At 59.3% G+C, this 24,226-nt stretch carries 15 protein-coding genes, 11 pseudogenes and 1 riboswitch; of the genes and pseudogenes, 16 read left to right on the top strand and 10 right to left on the bottom strand.

Annotated elements, in window-relative coordinates; all coding sequences use genetic code 11:
• Window positions 1–174: 174 nt before the first annotated feature.
• Window positions 175–489 (top strand): annotated as a pseudogene (locus NKL04_RS20015) (site-specific integrase); the annotation flags it as partial.
• A pseudogene (locus NKL04_RS20010) lies at window positions 472–792 on the top strand (transposase domain-containing protein); the annotation flags it as partial. The pseudogenes NKL04_RS20015 and NKL04_RS20010, both read left to right, overlap by 18 nt.
• Before the next feature lie 946 nt (window positions 793–1,738).
• On the opposite strand, the pseudogene NKL04_RS20005 reads toward NKL04_RS20010, so the two are convergent.
• Together NKL04_RS20005 and NKL04_RS20000 are read right to left on the bottom strand one after the other, a co-directional pair.
• Window positions 1,739–3,071: pseudogene (locus tag NKL04_RS20005) on the bottom strand (IS5 family transposase).
• 122 nt (window positions 3,072–3,193) lie between these two features.
• A complete protein-coding gene (locus tag NKL04_RS20000; RefSeq protein ID WP_156951534.1) occupies window positions 3,194–3,373 on the bottom strand; it encodes a hypothetical protein in 180 nt (59 codons plus the stop codon).
• Between the two features lie 312 nt (window positions 3,374–3,685).
• Between NKL04_RS20000 and NKL04_RS19995 the strand changes: the two are divergent.
• From NKL04_RS19995 to NKL04_RS19975, 6 genes and pseudogenes are all read left to right on the top strand, one after another.
• Window positions 3,686–3,901, top strand: a pseudogene (locus tag NKL04_RS19995) (transposase domain-containing protein); the annotation flags it as partial.
• Between the two features lie 74 nt (window positions 3,902–3,975).
• Window positions 3,976–4,209: pseudogene (locus NKL04_RS19990) on the top strand (transposase); the annotation flags it as partial.
• A 109-nt stretch (window positions 4,210–4,318) separates the two neighbouring features.
• Window positions 4,319–5,008 carry a hypothetical protein gene (locus NKL04_RS19985; protein WP_023703279.1) on the top strand — a complete coding sequence of 230 codons (690 nt, stop codon included), beginning with the start codon at window positions 4,319–4,321 and terminating at the stop codon, window positions 5,006–5,008.
• Entirely contained in the window at window positions 4,987–5,520 is a 534-nt protein-coding gene (locus NKL04_RS19980; RefSeq protein WP_023703278.1) for an ISNCY family transposase, read from the top strand. Before NKL04_RS19985 ends, NKL04_RS19980 begins: the two co-directional genes overlap by 22 nt.
• A pseudogene (locus NKL04_RS32135) lies at window positions 5,427–6,116 on the top strand (DDE-type integrase/transposase/recombinase); the annotation flags it as partial. The gene NKL04_RS19980 and the pseudogene NKL04_RS32135, both read left to right, overlap by 94 nt.
• Before the next feature lie 138 nt (window positions 6,117–6,254).
• Window positions 6,255–6,566 (top strand): annotated as a pseudogene (locus NKL04_RS19975) (ISNCY family transposase); the annotation flags it as partial.
• A 255-nt stretch (window positions 6,567–6,821) separates the two neighbouring features.
• Here the strand turns inward: NKL04_RS19975 and NKL04_RS19970 are convergent.
• Window positions 6,822–7,049: a hypothetical protein gene (locus tag NKL04_RS19970; protein WP_023703276.1), complete on the bottom strand. Its 228-nt coding sequence runs from the start codon at window positions 7,047–7,049 to the stop codon at window positions 6,822–6,824.
• 460 nt (window positions 7,050–7,509) lie between these two features.
• Between NKL04_RS19970 and NKL04_RS19965 the strand changes: the two genes are divergently transcribed.
• The 5 genes and pseudogenes from NKL04_RS19965 to NKL04_RS19945 all read left to right on the top strand — a co-directional run bounded on the left by NKL04_RS19965 (window position 7,510) and on the right by NKL04_RS19945 (window position 13,161).
• The gene (locus NKL04_RS19965) at window positions 7,510–8,727 is read left to right on the top strand and encodes an arginine deiminase (RefSeq protein ID WP_023703275.1); all 1,218 of its coding nucleotides are present in this window, start codon (window positions 7,510–7,512) and stop codon (window positions 8,725–8,727) included.
• A gap of 224 nt (window positions 8,728–8,951) precedes the next feature.
• A complete protein-coding gene (gene ctlX, locus NKL04_RS19960) occupies window positions 8,952–9,836 on the top strand; it encodes a citrulline utilization hydrolase CtlX (RefSeq protein ID WP_023703274.1) in 885 nt (294 codons plus the stop codon).
• Window positions 9,797–10,420, top strand: coding sequence for a transposase (locus tag NKL04_RS19955; protein ID WP_084568650.1), 624 nt, complete (start codon window positions 9,797–9,799; stop codon window positions 10,418–10,420). Before ctlX ends, NKL04_RS19955 begins: the two co-directional genes overlap by 40 nt.
• Before the next feature lie 116 nt (window positions 10,421–10,536).
• Window positions 10,537–11,568 carry an IS110 family RNA-guided transposase gene (locus NKL04_RS19950; protein WP_031210015.1) on the top strand — a complete coding sequence of 344 codons (1,032 nt, stop codon included), beginning with the start codon at window positions 10,537–10,539 and terminating at the stop codon, window positions 11,566–11,568.
• Window positions 11,569–11,882: 314 nt separating this feature from the next.
• Window positions 11,883–13,161: pseudogene (locus tag NKL04_RS19945) on the top strand (IS701 family transposase).
• A gap of 102 nt (window positions 13,162–13,263) precedes the next feature.
• Here NKL04_RS19945 and NKL04_RS19940 read toward each other — a convergent pair.
• Window positions 13,264–14,360: pseudogene (locus tag NKL04_RS19940) on the bottom strand (IS630 family transposase).
• Between the two features lie 665 nt (window positions 14,361–15,025).
• Between NKL04_RS19940 and NKL04_RS19935 the strand changes: the two are divergent.
• The 3 genes and pseudogenes from NKL04_RS19935 to NKL04_RS19925 all read left to right on the top strand — a co-directional run bounded on the left by NKL04_RS19935 (window position 15,026) and on the right by NKL04_RS19925 (window position 17,820).
• Window positions 15,026–16,660 (top strand): carbamoyltransferase C-terminal domain-containing protein, encoded by a 1,635-nt coding sequence (locus NKL04_RS19935; protein ID WP_023703221.1) that lies wholly within the window; start codon window positions 15,026–15,028, stop codon window positions 16,658–16,660.
• A gap of 360 nt (window positions 16,661–17,020) precedes the next feature.
• A pseudogene (locus NKL04_RS19930) lies at window positions 17,021–17,260 on the top strand (ISNCY family transposase); the annotation flags it as partial.
• Between the two features lie 57 nt (window positions 17,261–17,317).
• Window positions 17,318–17,516, bottom strand: a riboswitch (cobalamin riboswitch).
• 163 nt (window positions 17,517–17,679) lie between these two features.
• Window positions 17,680–17,820 carry a hypothetical protein gene (locus NKL04_RS19925; RefSeq protein WP_245271493.1) on the top strand — a complete coding sequence of 47 codons (141 nt, stop codon included), beginning with the start codon at window positions 17,680–17,682 and terminating at the stop codon, window positions 17,818–17,820.
• 621 nt (window positions 17,821–18,441) lie between these two features.
• Here NKL04_RS19925 and NKL04_RS19920 read toward each other — a convergent pair.
• The 6 genes and pseudogenes from NKL04_RS19920 to NKL04_RS19895 all read right to left on the bottom strand — a co-directional run.
• Window positions 18,442–18,828: pseudogene (locus tag NKL04_RS19920) on the bottom strand (ABC transporter permease family protein); the annotation flags it as partial.
• A 21-nt stretch (window positions 18,829–18,849) separates the two neighbouring features.
• Entirely contained in the window at window positions 18,850–20,025 is a 1,176-nt protein-coding gene (locus NKL04_RS19915) for a M24 family metallopeptidase (protein ID WP_023703226.1), read from the bottom strand.
• A gap of 151 nt (window positions 20,026–20,176) precedes the next feature.
• Entirely contained in the window at window positions 20,177–21,385 is a 1,209-nt protein-coding gene (locus NKL04_RS19910) for an ATP-grasp domain-containing protein (RefSeq protein ID WP_023703227.1), read from the bottom strand.
• Window positions 21,386–21,640: 255 nt separating this feature from the next.
• Window positions 21,641–21,901: a hypothetical protein gene (locus NKL04_RS19905; RefSeq protein WP_156951531.1), complete on the bottom strand. Its 261-nt coding sequence runs from the start codon at window positions 21,899–21,901 to the stop codon at window positions 21,641–21,643.
• 101 nt (window positions 21,902–22,002) lie between these two features.
• A complete protein-coding gene (locus NKL04_RS19900) occupies window positions 22,003–23,073 on the bottom strand; it encodes a Gfo/Idh/MocA family protein (protein ID WP_031209991.1) in 1,071 nt (356 codons plus the stop codon).
• A 51-nt stretch (window positions 23,074–23,124) separates the two neighbouring features.
• Entirely contained in the window at window positions 23,125–24,177 is a 1,053-nt protein-coding gene (locus tag NKL04_RS19895) for an aldo/keto reductase (RefSeq protein WP_023703229.1), read from the bottom strand.
• Between the last annotated feature and the right edge of the window lie 49 nt (window positions 24,178–24,226).

Genomic DNA, 24,226 nt, shown 5'->3' with positions numbered 1-24,226 from the left:
GCGGCTTCAACTCCATCCAAACGTTGTCGCCGCGAACAACCCAAGGCGAGTTCGCATGCCTCGTGGCCAATTTAACATAAGGGATATAGGACTAAGGCGCTCCGCGATCGCGGAGCGGCAAGGAAGGTCTGGGCCGCCGGCGTGGTGTTGATCGCGTCGTCTGTCGCGCTGGTCATGAGTCCACAAGAAGCTCTCGCTTTGTCTGATGGAGTGGCTGCTTGCAGCCCATTCCATCAGACAAAGGAGGAGTTTGTCATGACCCAACTTCGCCAGCGCATGAGCGAGGACATGCAGGTGCGCAACTTCGCGCTCAACACCCAGCTGTCGTATCTGCAACAGGTGTCGCTGTTCGCTCGCCACTTCGGTAAGTCGCCGGACTTGCTCGGGCGCGAGGACATTCGGACCTATCAGGTCTATCTGGTCAACGAGAAGAAGCTGTCGCCCGGCTCGATTCACACCGCCATTGCGGCGCTGCGCTTTCTCTACACTGTGACGCTCGATTGGCTGCAGGCGCAGAACCGTCAACTCGCCGAACGCGTCGTCAACCTCGAGGAAGAGCTGGCGCTTGCACGACTGCATCGTTTTGCGCCGAAGAGCGAAAAGCACATTGACCGCCTCTTCAATGAAGCCGAACAGGCCGCGGATGAGGACGCCGCCGACAGCGAAGATGGCGATGTCGTTGTCCTGCCGGACACGGGCTTGCCGGCGAGCGAAGGGGCGACGGGAAAGAAGCGCGGCCGCAAGGCCTTGCCGGAAAACCTGCCGCGCGAGCGCGTCGAGTATGACCTTGCGATGTCTGATTCATTGTACACCTCCTTCTCAAGTGTTTGGAAACATTGGGATTTGATTTTGCGCTTCGAGGTGACACGGGCCACCGTTACGCCCCATCGCACGAACTACGGCGTCAGAGTTAAGATCGGCGGCGAGGATTTGGTAAGGAGCGCCGGGAACGACCTGTTCTGCGGGAAGGACTTTAGCTTCGATCAAGCGCCGGATCCGGTGACTTGTGACCCCGCAGTGTTGTGCGGCCTCGCGCAGAGTGAGCCATGTGCCGTTCTTCTCCGCCGAACGATAGGCGTGGATATCGCGCACGCGCCGTATAGAACTCACGCGCTTCGCTGTCCAAGTCTTCCCTTGTGTCGTCGGCATCCGCATTCTGTTCAGCGTGGCGGCGATATCCTCGTCCGACCATCGAGCGGCCATGCTGGTAATCACGGCGATCGCGTCATCGGAAGTGCGGCATTCATGTTCTCCGGAGCTGGGTTTATGCAGTCGAACCTCCGAGTGCTGACCGCCCTTCCAATGGATGGTCAGAACAATCTCACGGGCAACGTCATCAATATTGGCCGTGATCTCGTTGACCAGCGACCGTAGCAACTGCTGGCGGGTGCGCATCGTCACTTGCGGACTTGCCATCATAACGGGCTTGTTGAAGCTCCAGCTCGATCATCCGCTGTTGCTCTGCCCGACCTTCCATGCACAGCCTCTCCGCCGTAAGCGCCGCTCGAGAAGAACTGGGAGGCGACCCTACGCCGCGTTCAAGAGTGCGAAGCCCGGCTGAGCGCCGCAAAGGCGGCCAACGCTGAGCGCCGGCGGGCCTCATCGGCCAGCTCATACTGCCGCCGCTGGCTCTCAAGGTTGTGTTGGACCTGGGTTTGAGTCGATTGGCGAACATAAACCACGGCCTTGCGCTTCAATATCGAAGGAGGCAAAATATCTAGTCGGCCCTGAATAACGGCTAAGGCGTTGATATCCCGAACCCGTGAAGACGGGTGGAAGCATCCGATTTCGCCGTTTTCGGCTGGAGTGCTTGCAGGCACCAGGCAAGCCAAAGAGCGAGAACCGTGAGGATCAGGCGCAGATTTTGGCCTTCGGCGACGAGCAGCGCATTGATCGCATCGCCAGCATGGCCGAGGAGGAAGTTGCGGTCCAGTCGGCCGTCGGTCTTCATGTGACCGATGGTGGCCTCGATGGCCGATCGTCGTTTCAGTTCCCGACACATGGTGGCCGTCAGGCCACGCTTGCGGCCGGCGATCATCACCGATCCCGAGCCGGCATAGTCGTGGCCGCGATAGCCCTTGTCGACGTAGATGCGGTCCGGATCGACGCCGCCTGATCGACCGTTGCTGCAAGCGTGTGGCCATCATACGGATTGCCCTCGAACGCCTTGGCCGCCAGCACTCGCGGTTGGTTGCCGCGATCCCGACCTTGCAGCCGAATTCGTAGGGGTTGCGGGCTTTGCCCTTCGCAATGCAGACCACCTCGGGCGCGTGCAGGGAGTAGACCTTGTTCCTGTCCTTCGGCTTCTGCGCCAAGAGCCGCTCGACGAGCCCGAGCAACCGGGCAAATCTGGCCTCGAGTTCGGCATTGCCGGCGATCTTGCGGCCGACGTCGCGGAACACCCGGCCGAGATAGGTGCGAAGGCGCTTGAGTTCGCGACGCATCCGGCGGAACTGCCGGGCATGCGCATAGCGGCCCGCCCGCACCGCCGCTGCCTTGGCCAGCCGCATGTGGCTCTGCCTGAGCACGATGCCGTACCGCTTGGCCTGACGCACCAGGACCTGGATTGCCTTGAGGTAGAGCCGGCTGTCGGTCGGATGGGCGATCGCCTTCGGCTGCACCGTCGTATCGACGGTGATCCGCTCCAGCGAACCGGGCTTCGCAGTCCCCGTCTCGAGTGCGACATCGACGCTTGCCTTCAGCATTTCCTCCAGCCCCTCGGGCCCGATCCGCTTGCGCCAGCGCGTCATAGTGCTGGCATCGATCGGCGGCTCGTGCTGGAAGAACTCGAAGCCGCAGAAAAATTGCCAATAAGGATTTTCCACCCAACGCTCCACCACTTCTTCGTCGGACAGATCGTGGACGTGCTTGAGGTAATGCTGACCGACCATCAGCCGGGTCGGCTTGGCCGGCCTGCCGACCGGGCGATAAAACCCGCCAAACGCTTCGTCAAAGCGCGACCACGGCATCAATGCCGACAACCGGACCAGCGGATGGCGCGGATTGATGATGGCATCGAGGCGCTCGCGGAACAAATCATTCTTACCGGACGACGGACGGACTGGCAGCATTGCAAAAACACCGGAAAACGACGGGATCAAAGGTGGTTTCCGGCATTCTCCAATACTTCAAACCCGATGGGAATCCCTGCAACGCAACGGGTCCACGAGTTTTTCAGGGCGAACTATCTACGTCAGTCATTGCCGTTCTCCGCCGTTATCGCGCCGGCGGCTTCCATTAGAATCCGCGCCAACCTTATGGTGACCGCGCTTCGTTCGGTGGCCTTGATCCCCTTCAACTCGGGCGGGTCCAGTAGAATGCAGAGCTGGCGCGGCGGGCGGGACGTTAAGATCAGGTCGAATGGCTTCCTCATGACGGTCCTCCTGGACGACGTTGCTGTCGTCTGAGAAACTTCGCCTGAGTCTGTGTCCCTCAAGTAATAGACATAGATCTGTAAGGCCCTCAATGTTTACGTAGGGCTCCCCCATCTGCATTACCGCACAAATTATCGGATCGAAGATCCAAGCCGGCAAGCAAAGCGCCATCCCAGGCTCCACTTCAGCGACGATCGTCTCCATACCCCGCCGCGTCTCATCGTAAAACCGCCGCACACGACGCCCATAAAGCGCGTGCCAGCGATAATGGACTACGAGCTCTTGCTCGATATGGGCAGAATGTCCGCCCGACCACCACTGGCCGGAAAAGTTGGCTGTTCAGCGATACCGTCGACGGAGCCAGGGCCAGCGCCGTCATCTACAGCCTGATGTTGACCTGCCGCGCCTGTGGCGTCGAGCCGTTAGCGTGGCTGCGCCACGTCCTCACCGAGTTGCCTCAACGCGCTGTCGATACTGATATCGACGACCTGCTGCCCTTCAACTTCGCCAAAACCGCCGCAGCCTGATCCGCCCGGACGCGTCCATCTGAAAGCGACCGTCGTTGAAAGGCGGCGTCGACGTGCGGGGAAATGAGCGCTTACAATTGAAAGCCATGTCGCAATGGCTGGGCGAGCATCGTGAGCTTTTGAGCCTGGTGACGCGGGACCTGCGCCGGCACGGTCTCAAGGAGACCGGCCGCGAGGGCCTGCCGGCGGAGGCTGTGCTGCGCTACGCGCTGCTCAAGCAGCATCGCCAACTAAGCTATCAGGAACTGGCCTTTCACTTGGAGGATTCCGCCTCGTTCCGGGCTTTTGCCCGACTGCCATGGGGGTGGTGTCGCATTGCCTCAAGGAAAATGTTACCGCGCGGATTCGTTGCCTCACCTAAAATGTTACCCGTGAAGGCGCATGCCGCCATGATGCCTTCACCACCAGGGAGGCATCATGAAGACGAAGATGACACATGCCATGCGCATGGAACTGGCCAATGCGGTCAGGGATCGCTATGCGGCCGCGACGACCAAGGACAAGCGCAGGATCTTGGAGGAGTTCATCGCCGCGACGGGGTATCATGAAAAGTCCGCAATCCGTGTCCTGAACAGCCACCCTGAGCCGAAGCACCGCCGAACCCGTCAACGCCCGTCGCTCTATGATGAGGCCGCTCGGGGCGCCTTGATTGTGTTGTGGGAAGCTTCCGATCGCGTTTGCGGTAAGCGGCTCAAGGCTCTGCTGCCCATTCTATTGCCGGCGCTGGAACGCAATGGGCATTTGAAGCTCGAGGGGGAGATACACCACAAGATCCTGTCGATGAGCGCCGCGACGATCGACCGCTTGCTCCAGATGCCAAGGCGCACCATGCGAACGAAAAAACCGCCAAGGGTTGTGCCGGAGCCACGGCGGCGCATCAAAATGCGCACCTTTGCTGACTGGAATGATCCGCTGCCCGGCAGCATGGAAATGGACCTGGTCGCTCATTGCGGGGAGGTCAACCGCGGCAGCTACGTTCACAGCCTGGTTCTGACCGACATCGCGAGCGGATGGACGGAGGCCGCGCCCATCGTGGTGCGAGAAGGTACCCTCGTGGTCGTGTCGAGACACTCGACCGGATCCGCATGGGCTTGCCCTTTGCCCTGAGAGCGCTGGATGTGGATAATGGCAGCGAGTTCGTCAACGACAGGCTGATCGAATATTGCCTTGGTCACGGCATCGAACTCACCCGCGGGCGGCCTTACCGCAAGAACGACCAAGCGTGGATAGAGCAGAAAAATGGCGCTGTTGTACGGAAGCTCTTGGGCTATCGGCGCTTTGAGGGCTTGGCGGCGGCCAGAGCGATCACGCGCCTCTACGGGGCATCCCGGTTGTTCGTGAACTTCTTCCAGCCCTCGTTCAAGCTGGCTGCCAAGCAGCGCGACGGAGCGAAGGTGACCAAGCGCTATCATCCACCGCAGACGCCCTGCGAGCGTCTCCTGCAGGAGGAGGCTATCCCGATGGCCGCCAAGAGCAAGCTGCGCGAGATCGCCGGCGACCTCGATCCGCTGAGCTTCTGGAGGAAATGCGAGCTGTCCAGGCTTATCTGGCGGCGCTGGCTGACGGCGAAACACCGCCACCGGCGACATCGGAGCCGCCCAACCTGGCCGCGTTCGTAGCAAGCCAATCGAGCGCCTGGCACGCGGGCGAGATCCGTCCGACGTTCTCCATCGAAGCCAAACCGCGTTACCTGCGAAGTCTACAAAAGGTCTCGACACAAACCCTTATTGCGAGTCCCTCGCCGGCGCTCAAACCGGTGACCCCACCCACTCCTGCCGCGACAGCCGCGAAGATGCAGGAGAAGCCGAAGCCGGTCTACGCCGAGCCTGGCCAAGCCCGCGTCCAGGCGCTCCGCATGGTGTGGCCGATCGTTTCCCGCCGATTGGAGGAATTCCCCAACATCAACGCCACGCAGCTCTTCGAAGAGCTGTGCGTCCAGTTTCCAGGTCGATTTACCCGCAAGCAATATAAAACGCTCGTCCGACGGATCAATCTGTGGCGCCAAGCGGCTCGCGCGCGCGGTGTTGTCGTTGGGCCGAAGACGTATCGCCGGCTCAACGACAAACCGCGCGGTCGACGTCCCGATATCTTTAAGGACCATTGGGAAGAGATGGCACGGTGCCTTGAAGAGCGTCCGGATCAGACCGCACTTGAACTTCTCGTCGAGTTCCAGGTCCGTTATCCCGGACGATACAGCTTGCGCCAGCTTCACACGTTGCAGAAGCGAGTAAGGGCGTGGCGACAACAAGCCGTGCAGCGGCTCATCGGCGGTCAGCAGCCTAGCGCCATCCCTCGCTTCAGATTCCACACGTCTGGCGAGCGGGTAACATTCTTGGTGAGGCAACACGACAGGTGGAGCCCAAAGAAATCAGTCCTGCACAAGACGATCAGCGCGATCCGGGCGCCGACCTGGGAAGAAATCAACAAGGTACTGCTGGCAAGCGCCAGGCGAGAGAAGCTGGAAAGCGGCGGCAAGGTCGTGCGCGTGGACAGCACCGTCACCGCCGCACTCGTCCACGAGCCGAGCGACAGCAGCCTGTTATGGGACGCTGTGCGGGTGATGGTGCGGCTGTTGCAGCACGCGGATGCACTGGGCAGCGCCATCCCATGGCACGATCACTGCCGCGCGGCGAAGAAGCGGTCCCGGGCGATCGAATATAGTAAGACCTTATGTCCTTGCTGGTTGCCGGCTGTGAGGTGGTTCGCCCTACACTGGGCAGTGTTGAAACGAGGGTTGCTCGTCGAGCCTATCCTCATGCCAGGAGGACGAACCATGGAAGAATATAGCGAAGTTTTTGTAGGATTGGATGTTTCGAAGGATCGGCATGCTGTTGCTCTCGCCGAGAGTGGGCGAGAGCGGCAGCGCCAAGACACCGCCAATATCGTCGTGTGATGCGTCTATGGTATGACAGGTCAGCCGTCACTCCGGGTTGCCATAGCGGGACGAGGGCGATGTTTTGTACGCCTCGTGCTCGATGAAGTGCGCGGTCTCGGGCCCCGGCCTGGGCTTGCCGAGGACGGGCCTCCCCTTTTTGTCGACGCAGTAGATCAGGATCGGCAGCAGCAGGCCGTGGTTGGGATTGTCGAGGTCGAGTAGCGATTTCCATTTTTTGATGTTGAGATTGATGGCCGCGTCCCCTGGTACCACGGCCGGGGGTCGATGCCGCCGCTGGGCTTGGTAGCGAATCGGGGCGCATAATCCTGCGGCCTGTCGAAGAGCGCTTCACCGGACTTCACCGGTCTTCACCGGGTGGGTACTGATGTGCGACGCTCATTAAAAGTTAGCCTTCTCTATGTCAGAAGCCCGACAAAATTTTGCCCCTAACAGCAGGCAGAAGCGGCCGGGAACAGGCAAAATTTTGAAATTAAACCATTTTTTGGCTCGGTATGGCTTTTGCTCTCTAACCGGTGACGTTTGCGTAGGAGCAGGGCCATGCGATGTCTGTACCGATGATTTGCTTGAGGGCCTCGCTATCACGAGGTTCTTCTCCCAGCTTTTGGGTGGGGGACGAGCGGGGGGAGCGCCTTCGTTCCGGCCGATCCCTCCATGACCGCCCTCTTGGCGCGATGGCATTGCCCTCGGCCGCTCTGAGGGCAATGCAACTTCCATGATGAGCTTAGGTGTGCATTCCGAGGTCGCCCGGCTGCGAGAAGTACTGGTGCACCGGCCAGGCCTTAGCCTCCACCGTCTCACACCGCGGAACTGCAAGAGCCTTCTCTTCGACGACGTGCTTTGGGTGGAGCGCGCCGAACAGGAGCACGACATGTTCGTGGAGGCTCTGCGCGACCGTGGCGTGTTGGTTCACTCGTTGGACGAACTTCTTTCTACAACGATGGCGTTGCCGGGAGCGCGCCGTTGGCTCCTCGACCGTCGCGTCAATGCTTCCGCTGTCGGGCAAGACATGGTCGATGAATTGCGGGGCTGGCTCGGTGAAATTTCCCCCGATCAACTCGCCACCTATCTGGTCAGCGGGATTTTGGCTTCGGAACTGCCGTTCGAACCGCGCAGCCTGACGGGGCAAACGCTGGGGCCGGAAGATTTCGTCCTGCCGCCATTGCCGAACCAGCTTTTCATACGTGACAGTTCCTGTTGGATCTATGGTGGTGTCTCGGTCAACGCTATGTATTGGCCCGCAAGGCAGCCGGAAGCTGCGAATGTCGAGGCCGTCTACCGCTTCCATCCGCGGTTTCGCGAGGCCAGCTTCACTTACCTGTTGCCCGATGGGACTGACCCCATTTCCAGTCTCGAGGGCGGAGATGTGATGCCGATCGGCGGCGGTGTTGTGCTGATTGGGATGGGCGAACGAACCACACCACAGGCAGTCGAGGCTCTGGCGCGCCGCTTGTTCACGACGGGCGAAGTCACCCGCGTCATCGCAGCACCGATGCCGCGGAATCGCAGCTATATGCATCTTGACACGATCTTCACCTTCTGCGACCGCGACCTCGTGACCATTTGCCTGCGGGCTGTTGAGGTGCTGCAAACGTTTTCGCTGCGACCGAGCCACGCTGGGGGTGTGCTCGACGTCACCAAGGAGACTCGACCGTTCTTATCGGTGGTGGCCGACGCGCTGGGATTGAGGGCTCTCCGCACTGTCGCGACCGGTGGCGATAACTCCGCGGCCGAGCGAGAGCAATGGGATTCCGCCAATAATGTGATCGCCGTCGAGCCGGGCGTCGTGATTGCCTACGAACGCAACGTATACACGAACACGATGTTGAGGCGTGCCGGTGTGGAAGTCATTACTGTCGACGGTGCGGAACTCAGCCGTGGGCGTGGCGGCGCACACTGCATGACTTGCCCCCTGGTGCGCGATCCAATCTGAGTACTCCCCTGTTCGACTGCGTCGGCTTCGAAACCGAGGACTTTTCGGCGCTACGCTAGTACGAGAGCGGCTTTCCGGAAATGATGTTGCCAGAGCCTCCATATGATCGATGACCTACATGAGCGGCCCCTGCGGCATGCTCCAACGCGCTCACTGACCCGATCGGAGTCTTTCCCGTGGTAGCACGTTCAGAATTCTCCGCTCAGGCACCTTCCGCGGTGGTCATGGTCCGGCCGCATCGTTTTACGGTCAATACCGAGACTGCGGCCGACAATCGTTTCCAAATATTGAATGATGATACTGGTGATCTGTCGCCGCTCGCCTATGCGGAGGTCACCCGCGCCGCTGCGTTGCTCCAACAGCAGGGTATAACGGTGCATCTGTTCGAGAGCGAGGATAGCGACGCTCCGGATTCAGTGTTTCCGAACAACTGGTTTTCAACCCACGCTGGCGGTTACGTGGCGATCTATCCGATGAAGGCCTTAAGCCGCCGGCGTGAGCGCCGGAGCGATATCATCGACATGCTGAAGAGCCGATATAGAGTGCAAGAGGTGATCGACTATTCTGGCCTTGAGCCGGACGGCCTCTTCTTGGAAGGTACCGGCTCGATGGTGCTCGATCACATAGATCGGGTCGCCTATGCGGTGAGATCCGAGCGCACCGACCCAATCGCACTTGAAAGGTTCTGTGCCCACTTCAGTTTTGAGCCGATACTGTTTTCGGCGAAGGACCCCAGGGGGTTCGACATCTATCATACGAACGTGCTGATGTGCGTCGCGACCGATTTCGCCATGATCGGGCTCGACATGATTACCGACTCGGGGAGACGGCACGAAATCGTCCATCGGCTCGAACGCACCGGACGCCGGGTAATCGGGCTCACCAACGAACAGATTGAGAAGTTTGCAGGCAATGCGATTGAGCTCCTTGGCGGGAACGGGCGTATCTTGGCCCTGTCCACGACCGCACTGTTGGCATTGACCAAGGATCAGATTGACATGATTAGCGTGAGCGCGCGGCTGCTTCCGGTAGCAATTCCTACCGTCGAGCGAGCCGGCGGTTCCGTGCGATGCACGATCGCTGGCGTGCACCTCACGCCCCGGGGTTAAGAGCGGACCGTCCGCTGCGGACCAACTCGCGGGAACAGGAAGACGCTTCATCGCACGCGCGATCTTCTTGTTCGCCAGCGCACGATGATCGTGAACGCATTGCGCGGACATCTGGCGGAAGTCGGCATTATAGCGCGCTGGGCCTTCCGAAAGTCCAAGAGCTCATTGCGCTTCGTCAAAGAAATACGAGAGAACGCATAGAACCTCTCATGCGGCATTGCATGGAAGTGATTGTCAACCAACTGCACACGATATCCGGGGAAGGATTGGCACTCTCGAACCTCGAACAAGCCATTCACGCCTGGCACAGGCAGAACGAAAGCAGTCGTAGGTTGGAGACTATTCCAGGCATCGGCCCGATCACTGCACTCGTCTTGGCTGCGACAGTGACCAGCCCTTCAGCATTTTCGTCCGGGCGACAATTCGCGGCATGGCTCGGCCTAGTGCCGCGGCAAAATCTCAAAGATGGGCGACCAGTAAATACGACGCCTGCTGATTGTCGGAGCTCACGCGGTCTTGCGCTGGGGCAGAACAACGGATCGGATCCCAATCAGAACATCGAGCATTATGCTCACAACCCCTAGATGCCGTAATGGGCCGGCCTTCGCGAGCATAGCCAGGTTGGGTGGCTGTCCCTCAGAATGATGGTGTTGAAACGGAGTCCGAGTGATCGGCTCCACGCATCACGAGAGGAACAGCCATGGAATATTATGCGGGAATTGATGTCTCTCTGGAAGAGAGCAGCATATGCGTTGTGGACGCGACCGGAACGATCGTGCGCGAGGTCAAGATCGCCAGCGAGCCAGAGGCGCTGGTCCGCTATTTCGACGAACTGGCATTTTGTGTCAGCCGCATTGGGCTTGAGGCCGGACCGTTATCGCAGTGGCTGCATGCCGGGCTTGTTGGCGCCGGCCGCGATGTGGTTTTGCTGGAGACGCGGCACGTGAAGGCGGCGCTTTCGGCGATGACGGTGAAGACCGACCGGAAAGATGCACGCGGGATCGCCCAGCTGCTGCGGATGGGATGGTACCGCCCGGTTCATGCCAAATCGATGACTTGCAAGGATAGCCGAGCCCTTCTTGTTGGACGCAAGCTTCTGCAAGGCAAGCTTCTCGACGTCGAGCTGAGCATCCGCGGGATCCTGCGCGGCTACGGGCTGAAGGTCGGCGAAGTGAGCCGTGGAAGGTTTGAGGCGCGTATCCGGGAACTGACAGCAGGCCACGTCACCCTGGAGACGGTGATTGGCGCGATGCTGGCGGCGCGGGCGGCCTTGTGGAGCGCCTTCACCAAACTCCATCGCGAGATGCTGAAGATCGCGCGTGCTGATAAGGTCTGCCACAGATTGATGAGCACGCCCGGCGTCGGCGCCCTGGTTGCGCTCACCTATCGCTCGGCGGTGGATGACCCGACGCGGTTTGGAAAATCCATCACGGTCGGAGCCTACTTCGGGCTTACGCCCAAAAAATATCAATCAGGTGAGACCGATCGGGACGGCGGTGTCAGCAAGGTCGGCGACGCCATGGTGCGAACCGCGCTCTTTGAAGCGGCGCACATCATGCTGACGCGTGCGACCCGCTTCTCGAGCCTTAAACACTGGGCGCTCGACGTGGCCAAACGCCGGGGCATGAAGCGCGCCAAGGTAGCCCTTGCCCGCAAGTTGGGCGTCGTGCTCCATCGCATGTGGGTGGATGCGACCGAGTTTCGCTGGAGCAAGGCCGCTACGACTGTATAGGAGGTAGAGCAGGTTCGGAGCGATCCGAAACGGCATCGCTTCTACAGAGGTCCCGTCGCTGGGACGAGGGCTTGGCAAGGTCGTGTGTAGTGCTGTGAATGCTTCGGCAAACCACGCTTCCTAGATTGACCTGTCAGCTCTGGATCTGATGGCATAGTGTGGCGGCCTTCGCGCTGACCACGGACAGAAGCATGATCCTGGCGATGAGATATCGTTCAGAGGGGACTTGACGAACGAGGGCCCATTACAGAAGCACTACTTTGGCAGGTTTTTAGCGGCGGGCGAGTTTTTGGAATTCCCAAGAGAGAGTTTGCGTGATTCATGGGAGGTCGGCGTATGGAGGGCCGATCAATGGACTTGGACTGGCAAGCCGATCTCGAGCACTGGCTTCAACCGTTTTTGGCAGGTCTTTCGCATCCAGCTCGGCGCCGGATGTGTCCGCTGTACATTGCCGGTCTGATCGGGCCGGGCGACCGTAAGAGCGTACAACCGATGGCCGCGCGAGCGGGCGATGTCGGCTACGATCAGCTTCATCATTTTGTCGCGGCAGGGGTTTGGGACAGCGCTCCGCTCGAGGCCGCCCTGCTGAAGGAGGCAGATCGCCTGGTCGGCGATGAGGCGGGTTTTCTCGTCATTGACGACACAGCGTTACCGAAGAAGGGACAACATTCGGTTGGTGTCGCGCCTCAATACGCTTCGTCGCTTGGCAAGACATCCAACTGCCAGTCGCTGGTGTCGGTGACCCTGGCCTCACGCGAAGTGCCGGTGATGGTGGGCCTTCGGCTCTTCCTGCCCGACACCTGGACGAATGATCCCGAGCGGATGATGCGGGCGCGCGTCCCGAAGGATCGACAGGTCGCTCTGACAAAGCCGGAGATCGCCATCGAAGAGATCGATCGTGTCATCGCCTCCGGCGCGCGTTTCGGCTGCGTGCTTGCCGACGCGGGCTACGGGTCGAGCAGCTCTTTTCGTCAGGCTTTGAGTGAGCGCAGTCTGCTGTGGGCTGTAGGACTATCGCGACGCCAAAACGTCTATCCGGCCGATGTTGATCTGATCTTCCCGGTCGCGACCACAGGCAGGCGCCGCCAATATCACATCCCGGACCAGCCGCCGGTCTCTGCCGAGGTGATGCTGTCTGGTGAGAGATGGCACAAGATAAGCTGGCGGCGCGGCACTAAAGGTCGGCTGACATGTTTGTTTGCGGCTCGCCGTGTCCGCGTTGCGGATGGTCATAAGCACCGGATGCTCGACAATCGCATGCAATGCATGCCAGGCGACGAGGTCTGGCTCGTCGGCGAACGCCGGTCGACTGGCGAGCAAAAATACTATGTGTCGAACTTACCGGCCGATGCGAGCCTCAAGATGCTCGCCGCCACGATCAAGGCGAGGTGGGTCTGTGAGCAGGCACATCAGCAATTGAAGGAGGAACTCGGCCTCGACCACTTCGAAGGCCGATCATGGACTGGATTACATCGACACGCCTTGATGACCATGATCGCCTACGCCTTTCTCCAAGCCCGCCGCCTCAAAGCAGCGGGACGGAAAAAAAAGAGTCGGCGGACCACCGCCACAACCGAGCATGCCAGCTGTTAGACAAGCAATTCTCGACCTCTTCACGCGGCCGCCGCCCCGCAGATGTCCTCACTGTGAGAAGCTGCTCGCAGACGCCGTCAAACCTAAACTGCCAAAGTAGTGCTAGTCACCTGAATCTGAAGTTCGGTTCATTGTCTTCTGGCAGAAACGCTTGACCGATGCGAGGATCTGGTCGGCGGATTTGACCCACTTGTATGGGGTGGGTTTTCGTTGTGGGTTTCGATGAATGCGTCGATGTCGGCCTCCAGTTCTGCGGTGGAACGGTGTACGCCGCGCTGCAACTGCTTTCGCGTCAGCTCGGCGAACTACCGCTCGACCTGATTGATCCAGGATGCCGACGTTGGCGTGAAGTGAACATGCCAGTGTGGGCGGCGCGCGAGCCAGGCCTTAATCCTCGGCGTCTTGTGGGTCGCATAGTTGTCCATCACCAGATGCACGTCCGGCCCATCGGGCATTTCGGCGTCGATCCGCTTCAGGAAATCGAGGAATTCGGTGGCCCGGTGACGCTTGTAGCACTGACCGATCACCGCCCCGGTGGCAACATCTAGCGCGGCAAACAGCGATGTCGTACCGTTGCGGACATAGGTATGGGTGCGCCGTTCGGTGACGCCCGGCGCCATGGGCAGCACAGGCTGCTCGCGATCCAAGGCCTGGATTTGCGACTTCTCATCCACGCAAAGCACGACCGCCCGGTCCGGGGGCGACATGTAAAGACCGACGATGTCCTGCACCTTGTCGACAAAGAGCGGATCAGAGGAAAGCTTGAATGTCTCGGCACGATGCGGCTGCAGGCCAAACGCGGTCCAGATCCGACGGATGGTGGTATGCGAAAGGCCGCTGTCGGCTGCCATCGAACGGATGGACCAGTGCGTGGCATCCTTAGGAGTGGTGTTCAACGTACGCTCGACGACCTGGGCAACCTGGGTATCGGAGACAGTTCGCGGTCGACCCGCACGATATTCATCTGTCAGCCCTTCAATACCATCCTGTACGAACCGGCGGCGCCACTTGCCAACCGTGTGCTCGTGAACACCCAGGCGTTCGGCAACGTCCTTGCTTTGCAAGCCCTGCGCGCACAAAAGGATCATCCGGCATCGATCCGACAAGGAGCGTGGCGCTTTATGCCGGCGCACCTGAGATTCCAGAAAACTTCTATCCGCGTCGCTCAGAACGACGACGTCCGCCTGCCTCCCAACCATCGATCAAACTCCTGCTCTTGTGACAGAAGCCGAACAAAATGAACCTTACTTTGGTTCCAGGTGACTAGCGGGCGGGCTATTCGGACCTCCGGCTCGACCGGTTTGTCCCATCGAAACTCGAAAAGCGTAGCGATCCGCTCTTCCAGTGAGTGCGGCCTCTTTCATGCCACCTCGTTCGTCTGCCCCAGAAAGACTGCATCGATCTTGTCCCCGATCAGTCACGAGGGGGGCAACGACGTTGCCCTCGTTGGCGACAATCGACAGATCCGGACTTTGTAACCCTACGCAGTTGGAGATTGCCGACCGTCCCTTTTTTTGCAGCCTCATCGGCGCGAGTACCACTGCAAAAGGGCAACTAGGCGAGAGTCAAGGGGGCGTTGGTAAATAGAGGCGAAGCACTAATATGACACAATGGCGTTGCAAAAGCTTAATAAAAGATTATATACACATGTATTTACCATCAGTGGCATGTGCGATATTAACTAACGTCAGATTATTTTGGAAGACGCACAAATGACCATGCGTCAGAAAAACTCTTGACGCGTCACAGTTGATCGGCATCCAGATACGAAAAAGCCCGTACCTGATATAGAGAATGTTCTAGGCGTGAGTACTATTAAGGAATGTTCTGGAAAGAAATATTGTACAAATGGAGTAATAGAAAAATGATCATAATGTCGTTCAAACCGCACCACGATGGCACGATTGTAGCACTGGATGCATCATCATCCGAATTAATATATTCATACGAGGCTGAGAAGGATAGCTTTCCCAGATATTCGACCATTACCGCGACGACGGTCCTGGACGCCGCTGGCAAGCTGGGCGCCATTCCGGATGTCATTGCTGTCGGTGGGTGGTCGAAGACAGGATTCGCCCGCAACGTCTCCGACGCGGCAGGCTACTACGGGATAGCCGCAGGGTCAGAGATTGTCGGCGAGAGGACCATTTTCGGCCGTAAGGCGCACTTCTATTCCTCGACGCACGAGCGCTCCCATCTCTGGGGCTCCTACGGCATGTCGCCTTTCCCCGCCGGGATGCCCTGTTACGCTCTGATCTGGGAAGGATGGTGCGGCGATTTCTATGAAATCGACGAGCACCTGCAGGTGGTGCATCGGGGAAAAGTGATGGCGAATCCTGGTGACAAATATGCTTTCCTTTATGCGCTCGCCGATCCGAAATTCACCTTGCCCAAAGCACCACCACGTATACAAGACGCGGGCAAGGTAATGGCGCTTTGCGCCTATGGGCAGACCGGATTGCCCGACAGGGACGAGCAGGCGCTGATCGATTTCCTGCTTCCGAGCGATGTGTACCCCCTGCCCAAGGAGGATCTTCGGGGTTCGCCCTACTACAACATTGGCGTAACCCATCAGAAGTTCACCAACCTCGCCAAGCGCGTTTCAGATGCCATCTTCGATTCGTTCCACACTTTTGCAAAGAAGAACCTGACAAAGGGCTACCCGCTGCTGATTTCCGGTGGGTGCGGGTTAAATTGCGAGTGGAACCGCAGATGGCTCGAAACGAATCTTTTTTCCGATGTTTTCATTCCGCCATGCGCTAACGATACAGGCTCGGCGATCGGGACCGCAGTCGACGCGATGCGGCATTTCACCGGCAACGCGAAGATCAAATGGAACGTCTATTCAGGCCAGCCTTTCACGCTTGACGAAATTGACCGCACCGGGCTCGAGGTCCATCCACTCGACTACCACCAAGTGGCCTCGGCGTTGCTCAGCGACAAGGTGATCGGCTGGGTACAGGGAAATTGCGAAATCGGGCCACGGGCGCTCGGCAATCGGTCAATTCTCGCGGCGCCTTTCTCCAAGGCAACCCATGAGCGGTTAAACCGGATCAAGAAGCGGGAGGGTTTCCGCCCGATCGCGCCGGTTTGCCTGGAAGAGGACGTCGGGGTCCACTTCGACTTAGCACGCCCGTCGCCCTACATGCTTCTTTTCCAGAAGGTTCTCGATAGCCGGTTGGAGGCTGTCACACATGTTGACGGCACAGCGCGGGCCCAGACAGTTTCGCGGGAGCAGAACCCGCACCTGTTTCAACTGCTTACCTCGTTCAAGGCGAAAAGCGGGGCCGGTGTACTTTGCAACACATCGCTGAACTTCAATGGCACCGGCTTCATCAATCGCGCAAGCGATTTGCTGACCTATGCCCGGGCCGCGGGTCTCGACGGATTCGTTATCAACGATGCCTATTATCTCCTCAAGGAGGCATCGCTCACGGCGTCGAGGGGACAAAAAAGACCGCTTAGTGGAGGAGAAAGTATCCCTCCGCCGATGCTTTAAATAACCCACACCTTTTGCGCTCGCTCGACGCGGCTGCGCCCATCAGACGGTCAACGTCACTTCGGCTGGAGAACCATACCATGACGCATTCCAATAAGGTGGTTATCATTACTGGCGCACGTCGGGGATAGGGGACGCCGTCGTAGAGTCCTTCGCCGCGACAAAGGTGTCACTCGTATTGGTCGGCCGCGATCGAGAGCGGGGCCAAGGAGTCCTAGACTAGTGCGCGTCCATAAACGGCAAGCTGCTGATATTATTGAATGAATCCTGATTTTAGGCAGGCAAGGCCCGGCGGTTTCAGATACACTTCGAGATCAAGCCACTGATTCCAAAGTGTTTCTGCCACCGCCGGAGCCGACAATGCGCCAAGAACGCACCGTCCAAGGCAATATATTCGATCTTTTCGCCACACACGACATCGGCCACGAACTGAAGGCGATGTCGCAGTGGCTGGACGAACAGCACGATCTGCTTGGATTGGTGGCTCGAGACTTGGTTGGATGCAGCGTCACGGCCCCTGGACGGCAAGGCCTACCTGCCGAAGCGGTCTTACGTTGCGCGCTTCTCAAGCAATACTGGCAGTTGACCTATCAGGAACTGCAGGCGCTGGTAGGCCGACAAATGCCGGCACCTGCGGCCACCGAGACACCCCGCCCGTGGACGTTGTTCATCGTGGCAGGTCTCCTGGCTCGCGGGTCATAGCCTCAGCCCGGCTTCCCAAGGCTGTTTGCCTCAGTGCCATGAGTGGGTTGGCTCGCCGCTAACAGTTGCGGGGGCAGCGCCGGCGTCGCACCGGCTTCCCCCTTAGCTCCGCTGCGGGAGTGCCGTACGGAGAACCACGACATTCAGACGATCGCGGTAGCCCGCGCCTTTGTCAAACACCATATAAATAAATGTTTATGTCGTTATGTGAAATCTGTTCGGCATTGTTCGCCTTAGAGGTCGCGTGCGACCCTTCACCATCCGCGAGAAGATATCGACCGCAGCGTCAGCCAGGGCCGGCCGGGCAGGGGCTGTCTGTGCTCCTCATCGACGACGGTAACATCGACCTGCGTGTGGTCGATCTGGACGATCTCGAGCGGCCGCCTCGCGACAAGCTCGCCGGGTGTCGCGGTCACGGCTTTCAGCGCATTGCCGTCGCCCCGCCGTACCGCGCGTAACCGTTCCGGGATAGCCCGTACACGCGCCACTACGGTCCGACGATCGGGAAGCGGGACCTTGGCCTGCGCGCATCGGGAATGCACCTCGGCCACCAGCCGCGTAATGGTCGGGCGGTTCTGGGTCAGGTATATCTCGCGGTGCATCGGGCGATGATCGTCTCGACTTGGCGGTCGAGGAACCGAAGCCCGCTCGGTCGCCCGCTTGACTTGGGCATAAGCGCTCGACAGTGCGATCTTTCCGATAGCGGGCGATCAGCCGGTAGAGCGTCGCCTTGCTCAAACCAAGATCATGAGCCAAACCGATCATGTCCGCGGCGCGCAGCCTGTCATTCCCTTGCTCCAGCTTCAGCTGGATGGCCGTCAGACGGCGGAGGCCCTCATTTCATCGCGCCTGATCTTCCAGGCTTTCGAAAGCAGGATCATCAAGAGACATCTGGCATGAGCCTTACCAAAAGCATGAAGTCTCAGATTCTCAGGTTAAATGCTCTTCGCCAACCAGATTATCAAATTAACTGTCGATTCTCAAATGACGCTCCTGGCGCCAACTCGTTGAAATGCCTCATAACCGATTCTCATCGTTAAATGGCTCCCGACAGCGGCGATGCTCCAGGCAGGGCTGCGCACATAGCCGATGAAGAATTCGGGAACCGAGGTCGAGGCCAGCGCCGGTCCGGAGATCAGCTTGTCGACCCACCCGTTGCGGTAGCGCACCGCGATCAAGCCGAGGATGATCGCCAGCGGCACGGCGACGATCGCCGCCCAGAAGGCAAGGAACAGCGTGTTCCACAGCCTGCCCTTGATCGAGGTCGCGATATCCTGGCCACTCGACATCGCCGTGCCGAGGCCGCCAGTCAGCGTGCCGCCGAGCCAGTGGAAATACCTGAGATAGGCCGGATCGTTGAGACTGAGCTACTCGCGCAGGTTGGCGAGCGACTCCGGTGTTGCCGATTGCCCGAGGATGGCCTGGGCGACGTCGCCGGGCAGGATCTGGGGGCCGGCGAAGATCAGGACCGAAAGGGACTACACAGTTCATGCGGGACGCTCGAAAAGGATGCGCGGGATGTTGCTCATCAGCTCCGCGCTATTTTCAGTAACCAGGACGGTGTCGCTCAACATGTATCTTTCGCCGCGCTCGTAAAAAGCAGACTGGAGGTGGAAGGTCATGTTGGCCACGATCTCAGTGTCGCTGCTGGGCGCCAAGCTCGGGCCGGCGATGGAGTCAATACCAATGGAGTAGCCAATTCGCGACGCCCTCGTGAGGCCGTACGGCCGAAGAGCCGCGTCGTATATGCGGGTGACATCGCCGCAGGTCGCGCCCGGGCGCATCGCGTCGACGGCGGCGTGGAAACCGGCCAGCGCACCCTCATGTAAGTTCTTCCGGCTTGGCGTGGCCGGGCCGATATGAACGACCCGCGTAATCGGAGCCGAATGTCGGTGTCGGCCAGCGGAAAACTCCAGAAAATACTGCTGCCCGGCTGCAAATACATCGTCCATCCACGGCTGGTGTGGCGCGTTGGCGAGCTGGCCACCACGGATGTGTGGTAGCCACGGCAGCGGCCCGCCGGGAACGCTCTCGGTCCCGGTGCAGAGCGCCGACACGATCGCTGCCGCCGCATCGCAATGACGTGTGCCGACGGCGATCTTGTCTATGCCAGCAAGCATCGCCCGGTCTGCTATCGCGGCTGCCTCTCTCATGTACAAAAGCTCCCGTTCGGATTTGACCAGCCCGCACGCTGATACCAAGCCGCTACCATCAAGGAGCTCCTGAACCCCCAGTGCGCCGACAAGCTTGTGGTAGTCCGTCCCGCGGAGCGCAGACCGTTCGACCCCGATACGTGCAGACGCACCGACCTTGTTGTTGACGAACTGCCCGATCAGTTCCCATGCACTGTCCCCGCCGGAGCCACCGACGAAGCTTTCGGAATATCCCACAACCCGGTCATGCGGAAGCCAACATCCGGCGTCGGTCACAAAGTCCGCGTCCATTTTGCGGAGGACGAAATAGGGATCGTCATCCAACGTCACGAGCACAGCCTGCGGCTCGGCACCAGAGAAGGACTCGTACCCAAGGAGATAGCATTGATTAGCCTCTGAGGTGACGACCAGCGCGACCATCCCAGCATCCGACATCAACCCTCGCACTTTATCGAGCCGAGCCCGATACTCCGAAATCTGAAACGCCTGCACAATGTTCTTGCCGTTCATACACAACGTCCTCGTCTAATTTCGTTGTCCGTCACGAGCCTTGTCCAAGGCGAAGGGCCGCGTGTGTTACGGCTCGTGACGAGCCACTCGCGTTACTGATTTCAGCATCCTCATGTGAACTGAAGCCAAATACTTTTACAGTCACTTTCGACTATGGCGTGATGGACCAATGAATCAAGTTGACGGCACGCTGAAGTATCGCCTCGGCAAGAGAAGGACTGGATGAAGCGGCGACGACATGTCCCAAACAGTCTCGAAAATCGCCTTTTTTGACGATCGGCGCCTTGGGTTGAACGTAAAATCTGACCTCGGCGACACCTGATACAGTAGCCGCTTGTCTTTCTCCGTCGATCCAATCGAGCGTGCCATCGCGGTCAGCAACCAGGTATCGCACGGCCGCTGTCTGCGAATGCCTTTTGCGCAAATTCCATTCCTCGCCGATGGCAAGCTTGATGTGTGCCGTGATGAGATCAATACCGTAAGCCAGCTGAACCAGTTGGGGAGTTGGGCTGCCATGAAGGCGCGGATTGACTTCAATGACAACTGGGCCTCGCTTCGTCCACCGGAATTCAATGCCAGTTGGTCCCCAGCCAAGGCCGAGAGCGCGCAAACAGCTCAGCGAAACATCGGCGATACGCTCATGCTCGTCATCGGTCAACGGTGCCGGGTAGGTGCCCCCACGATAGACGAAATGCGGTGGACCACCGAAGTCACCGGTGCCAATTCCAATAATCTGATCTCCCATAATGTCGGCCACATAATAGGGTCCCTGCGCGAACTCTTCGACCAGTAGCTTTGGCGCGGACTGCCACATGAACTGTCCGCCCAACAGATAGTTCGTGTGTTCGACTACCTCATCGGCATCGCGGCACAATCGGACACCGACGCTGCCGCTGCCCACCGCAGGCTTAACTATCACCGGCAGTCCGATCTCCGCGGCAGAAACCTTTACCTCCGCTACGTTGGCCGCCAAGCGATAAGCAGGTATCGGAACCCCTGAGGCCGCGAGAAGTTGACGCTGAGTGTACTTATCGCAGCATTGTTCAATAGCTTCCGGGTTCGGTCCAGGTAGATCGAAGTGCCGACAGAGCTTGCTAGCTGTCGCATAGAACAAATCCTCAGCACCTGTGATGCCAGCGATGTCATAGGTCGCTCGGAGCCGGGAACATTCGCGGATCAGCGCATCCAGATCGTCTGTATCAACACGGATTGTCTCAACCCCTTTCGCCGCGAAATAGTCATACCGAGTTGGATCAGCCGAAAGGGTAATTGGCTGAAGGCCAAGACGCTGAGCAGCCTGGACGTAGAGCAAACCCGAGCCCATTATCGAGCCTCCAAGTAGAATCAGCGCTCTTGCCATTGGCTGTGAACCCCTTCTGTGCGTGCCGTACGGCGGTCTGAAGGATTGGCGGCATCTGTGTAGCCACGCTTGACCTCAGACCTTGCCCGGAGGCTAGCATCGTCAACGATTTTGCAGTGTTAAGAATCTGCGAATTTTTGTTTCGAGTTTTGTTGCAACAGCTGCCGTTCAAAGCTTTGTGTGCGCCTTTGCGACGAGCCGCTCCAGCGCGGCGATCGGGCCTGTATATTGGGTAGGCGTCGCGTTGCTTCGGCCTCAAGTCTGCCAAGAAACTGGGCCGGCCAAGGCGGTCAAATCGTTAGCTGGAGAACCTGAAGGTACAATGTCGGCCTTTTCAATCTGCCACGCCACCTTCATATTGGGCAAGAATGCAAGAATGCGCGTCCTCGCCCAAGCTGTGCCAGCTTGGCCGAACCGCAGCACGGCAGGTTGCCGGTGCGGCGATGATGGCGCGCTCACGCGGACGACATGCCAGTGTCCGAGGCCTTCAGCTCCCAGGCCAAAGATCTTCGCCAAGTGCTTTTCCTATCATCCACCTTATGAAAGTGGATTTGAACCACCCGCGAACGCCGTCGTCACATCACAACGATTCATCGATCACAGGGTGCGCTTTAGCCTTAGTCTGAGCGGTCGATTTCGGGCGTGCTATTGATCGTTTCGACCGATATCACTCGCCCCGTCGTCGCCGACGTGATCGCGGCCTGCATGAGAGCGAGACTGCCAATATTGTCACGCCCCAGGCTGGCGAACGGTACGACCGTGCCGATCTCGACGGCGCGGGCAAAGGTCGCCAAGCTTTCTCTTCGTCCGAACGATGCCATCGCGGGAAGGCCGATCGGCACTACGGGGTGGCCGCGCTTTCGTATCCTGACGTGATCGCCATCCAATGTGACATCACGGTCACCGCGGCAGGTCCAGATGATCTCGCCCTCGGCGCATTCCAAATGCCACTCGCCGCCATACGGCGTCTCCACTCCACCACTAAGCCAATTGCCGCGATAGGTGACGACGGTGCCCCGATCGAAGATGATCGTCGCAGCCGCTGCTGGGGGCTCTCTGAACGAACTCCCTTGCGGCTGCCAAGCGGTACAATATACCTGCCGGGGTTCCTGCCCGAGCACCATACGCATCAAGTCAAAGTGATGGATACCAAGATCCTCAAGAAGGGGCTGTCGTAAGGCGTAAAAAGGTTCATCGGCCGGCGTACAGTCCAGGAACCGCCGGAATTCGATGTGGACTGCGCCTACCGGTCCGAGTACTTGCTCTCTGACAAGCTGGGCAGCACTGATGGCTGCAGGAAAGAAGCGGAAGTTCTGGCTGACCATAAGTGTTAGGTGGTAACGGTCCGCCAAATCAGCGAGGCGCTCCGCCTCGACGGTCGTAGACACAAACGGCTTCTCCACCAATACGTGCTTCCCGGCCTCCAGAGCAAGTTCAACGAGAGAAGCATGGGCCCGGACGTCCGCCGTAACCAAGACAGCGTCGGCATCGATATTCGAGAGTGCTGCCTCCAAAGTTGGAAAGCACCGGTCCGGGCGAGCCCCCAGCCGCAGCTCCACTCGCTCCAGCGCCTCAGGATTCGGGTCGACCCAACCTACCGCCTCGACTTCGGGCACATGAGGTACGACGGTCTCAGCCCAGTCTGCACCCCATTGACCAAGTCCAACCTGAACTATCTTGGTTGGCATGATACCACCTCCTATTTGGACTAGGCGAACTTACGCCAGAAAATAGAGCGATTACGGCTTCAGCACGAAAGGCGCGGGCCGGCGGCCCGCGCTTTGCCTCTCCAGCATCCAGCCGGGATATTCGGAAGGCAGCGCGCTGACCTCATCGAGCTTGGTGAGGTCACCCGGGTCGAGCTTCAATCCGCTGGCGGCGAGGTTCTGTTCGAGCTGATCCATATGGCTGGCGCCGATGATGACGCTCATGACAAAAGGCTTGGCCAGCACATAGCCCAGCGCCACCGTGGCGACGCTGACGCCATGCTTGGCGGCGATCTCGCGCATGGCGGCGACCGCCGCCCAGGCGCGGTCCTCATTGACCGGGGGGAAGTTGAAATAGGCACGGCGACCTTCGCCATTGCTTGGAGCGCCAGGGCCGTATTTGCCCGAGAGCAGCCCGCCGGCCATCGGCGACCAGACCATGAGGCCGAGCTTCTCCTCGTTGAGCAGCGGCACGATCTCGCGCTCGAGATCGCGGCCGGCGATCGAGTAGTAGGACTGGACTGTCTCAAAGCGGGCATAGTCCTTGCGCTCAGCGATGCCCAGCGCCTTGGCGATGCACCAAGCCTGCCAGTTGGAGACGCCGACATAACGCACTTTGCCGCTTGTGACGAGGTCATCGAGCGCGCGCAGCGTCTCATCGATCGGCGTCACCGTGTCGGTGCCGTGCAGTTGGTAGAGGTCGATGTGATCGGTCTGCAGCCGCTCGAGGCTGCCATCGATGGAATCCATGATGTGGCCGCGTGAGGAGCCGCGCTGGTTCGGACCTTCCCCCATCACGCCATACACCTTGGTGGCGATGATCACATCCGAGCGCTTGACGCCGAGGTCCTTGAGCGACTGGCCGAGTAGCCGTTCCGAGGCGCCTAAGGAGTAGACGTCGGCGGTGTCGAAGAAATTGACACCGGCAGCGACCGAACGGCCGACGATCTCGTTGACGCCTTTCTGGTCGAAGCTGGCGATCCGGCGCCACCATTCATCGTCCTCGATGGCGGCGCCGAAGGTCAGGGTGCCGAGGCAGAGTTCGGAGACGAACATGCCAGTATTGCCAAGCTGGTTGTAGCGCATGCTGGGATTTTCCTGAGAGAAGAATTGAATGACATGACGGAAATAGGAG

The sequence above is a fragment of the Mesorhizobium sp. C264A genome, from assembly GCF_040324515.1.
Lineage (GTDB): Bacteria > Pseudomonadota > Alphaproteobacteria > Rhizobiales > Rhizobiaceae > Mesorhizobium.
The sequence above is the reverse complement of the archived record's forward strand: the minus strand, read 5'-3'. Positions and strand labels throughout refer to the sequence as shown.

Coding starts and splice junctions, on each gene's coding strand:
- NKL04_RS20000 (WP_156951534.1), bottom strand. CDS start 3,373: ATGAGGAAGCCATTCGACCTGATCTTAACGTCCCGCCCGCCGCGCCAG.
- NKL04_RS19985 (WP_023703279.1), top strand. CDS start 4,319: ATGAAGACGAAGATGACACATGCCATGCGCATGGAACTGGCCAATGCG.
- NKL04_RS19980 (WP_023703278.1), top strand. CDS start 4,987: ATGGGCTTGCCCTTTGCCCTGAGAGCGCTGGATGTGGATAATGGCAGC.
- NKL04_RS19965 (WP_023703275.1), top strand. CDS start 7,510: ATGATGAGCTTAGGTGTGCATTCCGAGGTCGCCCGGCTGCGAGAAGTA.
- ctlX (WP_023703274.1), top strand. CDS start 8,952: ATGGTCCGGCCGCATCGTTTTACGGTCAATACCGAGACTGCGGCCGAC.
- NKL04_RS19955 (WP_084568650.1), top strand. CDS start 9,797: ATGCACGATCGCTGGCGTGCACCTCACGCCCCGGGGTTAAGAGCGGAC.
- NKL04_RS19950 (WP_031210015.1), top strand. CDS start 10,537: ATGGAATATTATGCGGGAATTGATGTCTCTCTGGAAGAGAGCAGCATA.
- NKL04_RS19935 (WP_023703221.1), top strand. CDS start 15,026: ATGATCATAATGTCGTTCAAACCGCACCACGATGGCACGATTGTAGCA.
- NKL04_RS19915 (WP_023703226.1), bottom strand. CDS start 20,025: ATGAACGGCAAGAACATTGTGCAGGCGTTTCAGATTTCGGAGTATCGG.
- NKL04_RS19910 (WP_023703227.1), bottom strand. CDS start 21,385: ATGGCAAGAGCGCTGATTCTACTTGGAGGCTCGATAATGGGCTCGGGT.
- NKL04_RS19900 (WP_031209991.1), bottom strand. CDS start 23,073: ATGCCAACCAAGATAGTTCAGGTTGGACTTGGTCAATGGGGTGCAGAC.
- NKL04_RS19895 (WP_023703229.1), bottom strand. CDS start 24,177: ATGCGCTACAACCAGCTTGGCAATACTGGCATGTTCGTCTCCGAACTC.